The organism is Lysinibacillus sp. NPDC097279 (assembly GCF_044761745.1).
Classification (GTDB): domain Bacteria; phylum Bacillota; class Bacilli; order Bacillales_A; family Planococcaceae; genus Lysinibacillus.
In genome coordinates, this window is record NZ_JBIWDA010000001.1 from 2,004,812 (window position 1) to 2,012,042 (window position 7,231).

Annotated in this window: 6 protein-coding genes; 2 read left to right on the forward strand and 4 right to left on the reverse strand. The window is 36.9% G+C overall.

The annotated features are described in order from the left end of the window. Window positions 1–122: 122 nt before the first annotated feature. From ACIQ1H_RS10110 to ACIQ1H_RS10125, 4 genes are all read right to left on the reverse strand, one after another. On the reverse strand, window positions 123–881 hold the full coding sequence (locus ACIQ1H_RS10110) for an ABC transporter ATP-binding protein (protein ID WP_402888505.1): 759 nt from the start codon (window positions 879–881) through the stop codon (window positions 123–125). A gap of 3 nt (window positions 882–884) precedes the next feature. Beyond that, window positions 885–3,203: an ABC transporter permease gene (locus tag ACIQ1H_RS10115; RefSeq protein WP_402888507.1), complete on the reverse strand. Its 2,319-nt coding sequence runs from the start codon at window positions 3,201–3,203 to the stop codon at window positions 885–887. 97 nt (window positions 3,204–3,300) lie between these two features. After that, entirely contained in the window at window positions 3,301–3,957 is a 657-nt protein-coding gene (locus ACIQ1H_RS10120) for a TetR/AcrR family transcriptional regulator (RefSeq protein WP_402888509.1), read from the reverse strand. Window positions 3,958–4,166: 209 nt separating this feature from the next. Then, on the reverse strand, window positions 4,167–5,369 hold the full coding sequence (locus ACIQ1H_RS10125) for an MFS transporter (RefSeq protein WP_402888511.1): 1,203 nt from the start codon (window positions 5,367–5,369) through the stop codon (window positions 4,167–4,169). 302 nt (window positions 5,370–5,671) lie between these two features. On the opposite strand from ACIQ1H_RS10125, the gene ACIQ1H_RS10130 reads away from it, so the two are divergent. After that, a complete protein-coding gene (locus ACIQ1H_RS10130) occupies window positions 5,672–6,496 on the forward strand; it encodes a methyl-accepting chemotaxis protein (protein WP_173478426.1) in 825 nt (274 codons plus the stop codon). Between the two features lie 25 nt (window positions 6,497–6,521). Further along, on the forward strand, window positions 6,522–7,058 hold the full coding sequence (locus ACIQ1H_RS10135; RefSeq protein WP_402888513.1) for a GNAT family N-acetyltransferase: 537 nt from the start codon (window positions 6,522–6,524) through the stop codon (window positions 7,056–7,058). Window positions 7,059–7,231: the final 173 nt, after the last annotated feature.

Below are 7,231 nucleotides of genomic sequence, written 5' to 3' on the forward strand. Positions count from 1 at the left end.
CGCGGGCACATCGTAAGCCACAACCGTCGCTGTCGCGCCGCCTGTTGCGGCTTACGTTTTGTGCTGTTCCCGCAGGAGTCACTCGTCTGCGCTACCATCAACTAGTATTTTAAAAATAGAAATTATATGCCGATTTTCCGCATTTCCTCTAGAATCTTTTCCATTTTGTCTTCAATATTTGTGTCAGTAAGTCGGTTAAAGTGTACTTCATCGACTATTTTTCCGTCACACATAAACAGTATTCGATCTGTCCTTGCTGCAATCTTTGGATCATGTGTTACAAGCAGCACTGCTGTCCCTTCTGCATTAATTTCAGTAATGATGTCCATTATTTCCTGTGCTGATTTTGAATTAAGCGCACCTGTCGGCTCATCACCGAAAATAATTTTAGGATTGCTTATCAGTGCACGGCAAATACCTGCACGTTGAAGCTGTCCTCCCGAAATTTGTGTGATATCACGTTTTTCGAGCTCATCAATTCCAACCTTTTTCATAAGTGCTCTAGCTTTTTTTGTTATCTTGTCTATGCTTTTTCTATTATCTCGCAATGAAGGAAGAAGAATGTTATCCAAAATATTTAAGTTTTTAAGCAAAGTCGGCTGCTGAAAAACAAACCCCATTTTTGTTCTTCGTATATCGGCAAGTTTCTGTTCACTCAGTAGTGACAAATCCATTCCATCAAACGACACCTTTCCAGTGTCAATGCTATCCATACCACTTAATGCAAACATAAGGGTAGATTTTCCTGAGCCTGATGGACCCATAATAGCAACAAATTCTCCCTCATTTATCGCAACGGATACCCCATTCAGAACATGATGCTTTTTCGCCCCTTCACCGAATGCTTTTACAATATTGTCTCCGAGAATTATTTTCTTCATAAACTACTCCTTTATATTTTCGGATATTTTAATTTTCCCAGCACTCAAAGTACTAATAATTGTTGCAATCAGAACCGAGCATGTCATCAGTAGCGGACAAAATAGGTATGCCGCTAAAGGATTGACCGAAAATGTAAACGACGAAGCACCAAAAGAAGAGATCATTGCACCTGCTAGTAAACTTCCGACCGTATTAGCAAGCAGTGTACCAACAACCATTCCAATCAATAAAATGAATAATGAGCGGGCAATATACTGTGTCGTAATATCTGAATTTGTAAACCCTACCGCTTTCATTACAGCGATAGCGTATCGATCTTTTACTACAAGCATTTTCATAAACAATAACGTAATTAGTACAGTGATAAAGAGTGCAACGGCAATGGTTGCGCGTGAAGCCTTTCCTACTGCATCAATTGTTGAACCGAAAGTTTGTAAGACGTAATTATTGATATCTGATACTTTTGCATAGGTAAAGTGATTCGTATACTCTATCATTTTATTTTCGAGCATAGCTTTATCGGAAAATTCTACACTAATAACACTCCACATCATATTTGTAGAATGGTCATTAAAAGTGGCCTTCGCAGTTTTTCCACCGTTTGTAATATCAGAATAGACACCACTAACCGTAAATTTCCGTTCTTTTCCTGCAATGACGAGTGTCATAATATCACCTACTTTTTTACCTAACTCATCGGCATTTAACACAGAAAGTGCAATTTCATGTTGTAAAGCAGGAGCACTGCCAGTTGAATATTTTATTGGGAAAATTGAGTGGTTACCAAGTTCAATTTTTATATTTCGCTCTGCTCCATCTTCCATTTTTACTTTAAATGTTTTGGTCGACAGAACTGTATGTTTTGTTATAGTTCTATCGTTGTTTATGGCATATAAAATTTGTTCCGTTTTTTGAGATATATTATCAGTTTGCTGAATGTCAATACGCATATCGTAGTTTCCAATACCCATATATTTGATGAAGTTGTTTGAGGAAATCGTGTTGTAAAGGTTAAGTGGAACAATCATAATAAAAGACGAAATAACAAGCACTGTTAGCATTGTGGCATAAAGTCTTTTTCTTGACAGTACATCTTTAATACCAAGAAATATATTTATGTTAATTAGGCGGTTGCTATTCAAGCTAAATCTCTTTGTTCCCATGTTTTGTTCTTGCGAAGTACCATAGTGTAGTGCCTCAACAGCAGAAATCTTTCGAAAGCGTTTCAACACTCCGTTTACATAAGCAATAATGGCACAAAAGACAAGGACTACTCCAATTATTCCAAAAAGTGAAGCAAGAGAAGAATTGTCGCTTTCCCCCATATAAAGCCTAATATTTTCAAGAAGTATGTTTTTGAACAAAAATGAACATACAAAACCGATTACACTACCTGCCAATGCAATGGCTGCGTATTTTGCTAAATATATCTTCTTTATATTAGAAACTGGTAATCCAATGGCCTTCATTACACCTATTTCGCGGTAATCTAATTCGATTTTCGCGAGGAGTGTAAAACGAATGCACATAAAGGCAATGGCAACGACTAGTACACTAACAAGGAGGATAATGCCGATCATCAATCCATCAGTAAGCGCATTAATCATTTTAAACAGTGGATAAGTAATTGTCGGGCCATTTGCTTCAAGTCCAGCGGTTGCATAGGCAGTTTCAAATGCTCCGAGCGACGATAAATCTTTTAATCTAAACTCGATTAAATATTCCATACGGCCAAAGCCTTTTATGTCCTCGTAATCATTTTTACTAATAAGAAATCGCTTTGAAGAGGAGAGCATCGAATTCATCTGTGAATCTCTTAAAAATCCCGCAACAATAAATTGTTTCCCACTTATCGCTGCCTTATCACCGATCTTTACGTTGTTTTCTTTCATATAACGTATCGGTACATAAAGTTCACCGTCTAACGCATCGATTATATTGCCATCAAGATCCAGAAGATAATCGAATTTCTTACTTTGAATTGTAAAACCATTATCCTGCACATTATTTGCAAACGAACGATCACCTAAAATAATTTGCGAGCCGTCAATATTGAGAAACTCAAGCACTTGATAATCTTGAACGTTATTATTCTGTTTTGCAAAGTCTTCAAGTCGAACTGTATCAATATTACCTACATGCATTTGCATAAAATGAGGGGTTTTCGCCTGCTTCATCAGTGTATCTAATGCCCCCGAAAGATTAACAACAAGTATTGCTGATAATGCAACAAGCATAGCCGCGACCGCAACAAATATCATTGTTGTTAGCGAAATCAGTTTGCTATTTGAAATGTCATTACGGATTATTCTGTAATACATATGTCACCTCTGTTCAAGCTTTTTAACAGATTGAAAAACATAATTCACCAGCTAGCCTTCCTGTCTATGAAAAGGGAATGCCCTCATGAATAGCGAATTAATCTGAAGTCTTCTCTCCACCGCTATCTCCTTTTACATTATCGAACATCCTCATCATGTGCATTAGACTTCCACTTTCAACACCTAACAGTCGTTCGACATTAAATATTAATGCTTGTATACGACTGGCAAACTCTGCATTCGTTAAATTGACCATTGCATCATCAAAAACAGTATTGGTATATGCGACAATCATTTCCATACATTCATAAGGATATGGCGTATTAAATAGTCCTTGTTCAATACCTTCCTGAATAATTCCCGTTAATACTGGCGGAACCTCATTAACTATCACTTTTTGTATTTTTTGATGCATAAGCGCATTTTGCGGTTTATGCATATGCTCTATTACTTCTTTACCGTTACCATCACTTATGTTTAATGCCATGACAACGCCGATAATACGCTCATAGACGGAAATATTCTTGTTTGCAGCAATTTCCTTTGCAGAATATAAAATTTGCACCGTATAGCGTTCAATCAACGCATCCATAATATCCTCTTTCGATTTAAAGTGATAATATAGCGTCCCCCGTGCAATACCTACTTTTTCTAAAATTTCATTAGTACTTGTGCCATCAAAACCTTTTTGACCGAAAAGCTCATCAGCTACATCCAGTATTTCGTTTCGACGCTCTTCCGCTTCTTTTCTCATTGCCTCCCCCTTACTGACCGACTGTCTGTCTATACCATTTTATGGTACTATATACTATATTGTCAATGTTATTCACCAAATCTGTTAAATTTTATGTTATATAACAAAAAAAACCGCAACTCTATGAATAGCTTGAGATGCGGTCATTGTTTCTATTATCGATCATGTGAAAAATAACAAAATTTCTATTAACATAGTATTTTACTCTACTAGTTGGTAATTAATCGTTGTTTGGCAATGATGCTCTTTAACACAAATGTGAGCACACATGCAATGACTAAAAATACCGTAATCATCGCAATTACGCCTACCCAACCAAAATGCATCCAAAACACGCCCCCTGCGGTGCCACCCACACTCGAGCCAAAATAATAAAAAAATAAATACAGCGATGATGCTTGTGCCTTATCATGAGTGGCACGCCTGCTTACCCAGCCACTTGCTATTGAATGGGCTGCAAAAAAACCAAAGGTAAAAACTGTAATACCTACTATTTTTAATAACAGTAGACTTTGTAATGTAATAATTGCACCTGCCAGCATAATAGCAATCGCTAACAACAACATTTTTTGACGTCCAAAACGATCGGCTAAACTGCCAAACCATGCTGAGCTAAATGTCCCGACCAAATAAATAACAAATATCCATCCGACAATGGTGGCACTTAAATTATAAGGTGGTGCCATTAATTTAAAGCCAATATAATTGTAAAGTGTCACAAAGCTACCCATTAACACAAAGCTAATGCCAAATAAGCAAAGCATCGATGGATCTTTTAAGTGCTGAATAAGAGACTTTGTTAACGCCTTTATTTGTAATGGACGTGCCGTAAAATGCTTAGAATTCGGTAGCATCCATATAAATAACACGCTAATCATCAAACTAATTATTCCAAGTACAATCATACCAACTTGCCAGTTATACAAGTCTGTTAAGGTACCTATAATAACACGACCACTTAGCCCCCCTACAGAATTGCCGCTTATGTAAAGCCCCATCGCAACGCCTAAACTTGACGGTGCAATTTCCTCACCTAAATAAGCCATCGCAATAGCCGGTAGTCCAGCAAACACAACACCTTGAATAACACGTAATACTAGTATAGTTTCAAAGTTCGGTGAAAATGCTAGGGCTAGTGTTAAAGCCGATGCAGAAAATATTGATATTGTCATTAATGACTTTCTTCCCCAAGCTTCAGATAACGAACCGACAATTATCATACTAATTGATAAAGCCAATGTCGTTACAGATAATGACAAACTTGCTATTGCAGGTGAGACATTAAACTCCTCGGCAAACGTCGGTAGTAGCGGTTGCGATACATATAAGTTCGCGAACGTAATAAACCCAGCTAAAAATAAAGCCCAATTTGCTTTGTTAAATGCTTTTGTTCCCTTCTCTATATAGTCCATCTCTATCTCCTTCCGACGACTTGTCCCTTCTATCTATTATTCTAATACAACATTCTCTAAAAAACACTGGAAGGTTGTCAAAATTTAGACAAACTATATGACCTTTTCTTTTCGTTTCCATTATTTTTATTTGACAATATTATTAAAAGCATAAACTAGCATGACTATTGCTTAACAGGGAATCAAAAAATATCTCTTTTCTGTTAAATGAATGTTTTTACTATTTTGAATTAGCCATTATTGTGCTACAGTGAAGGAATAATCTAGAAATCACTGTTTTTATAAAGACTTGGAGGTATTTCATGAAAATGATTGAAGCTTTAGCTCTATCAGCACACTACATTCACCTTGCATTAAAAGAAGAAGCGATAGTAGCTGTCATAGAGAAGGAAAGTGAAACAGTTGTAAAATATTTAGCAGGCAAACGTGCCGACACTGGTTATGTGGATGGTCAAAAAGTAAATGCAAATGATCAAAATGTATACATCGCCTTTGCTGGAAAAAATGCAGACGTGATCATTCCCGAGGACGTATACGGCGTTGCCATCAATGCTTTTGCCTTTCCGATTCGAGAAAACGGTAAAGTAGTTGGGGCACTAGCATTTGGATTACCGATAGATAATGAGCTCAAACTGGAACATTATATGAATACAATGGATAATATTGTGAATAGTCTTCAAGATAAAGTACATACAATTGCTTCTCATTCAGAGGAGCTAGCAGCAACGAGTGAGGAAATTAACAAACAGGCACAACACGCCCTGGAGGATTCAGAAAAAACAAATGATGTGACAGATTTAATAAAAAGTATTTCTCGCCAAACGAATTTACTTGGCTTAAATGCATCGATAGAAGCGGCTCGCGCAGGTCAGCATGGAGCTGGTTTTAATATCGTCGCACAGGAAGTTAGAAAACTTTCATTTGAAACGTCTTCTGCTACAGAAAATATCGAAGCTTCTCTTCGCAATATTAATAGAAATCTTGATAATCTAAAGCAAAATATGGGACAAATCAATGATGCAACAAATGAACAGGCCCAACTTGTACAAGATTTTAGTGAAATTATTGAAGAACTAACAACGCTAAGTCAAGAAATGAAGAGCTTTATGCATAATGCTTTAAAATAAATGGTAGAATTGAGGCGGCAATATTATGGAAATAAATATCAATCATGAATTAACGTTACGAACAATCGCTATTGATGATGCAGAGGCTGTTTTTGCACTAACAAATAATTCAAGGGAAAATTTACGTGAATGGTTGCCATGGTTAGATTTCACCAAAGAGCTTTCAGATACAAAAGGTTATATAGAAGGCTGTATTACTGGCTACGAAGCTAAAACCAGCCTAACTCTTGTTATTATTTTCCGCAATAAAATTGTAGGCATTGCAGGATTTAATACTATTAATAATACAAATAAAATTGCAGTAATTGGCTATTGGCTCGATAAAGATGCGCAAGGCCACGGCATTATGACAACAACGGTACAAGCTTTAGTACAATACGCATTTGACGAATTACAACTGAACAAAGTGGAAATCCGTGTAGCTGTAGGTAACACAAAAAGCCGCGCAATCCCTGAACGACTTCATTTCACTACTGAAGGAACAATACGCGCTGCAGAGTGGCTATATGATCACTACGTCGACCACGTCCTTTATGGCATGCTTGCGAGCGAGTGGAAATAAACAGCTGAGAGGAACTCGCTTTGTGCTCATATTGCGTCACAAATAGCTCCACTTAGCAACAAAAAGCTACCTAATACATTGGGACTGACCCCAACAGTATAGACAAATAAAAAAAGCATCTTCAATTGAAATTCGGGTATAGATACTTAAATTTCAATTTGGAGGTGTTTTTT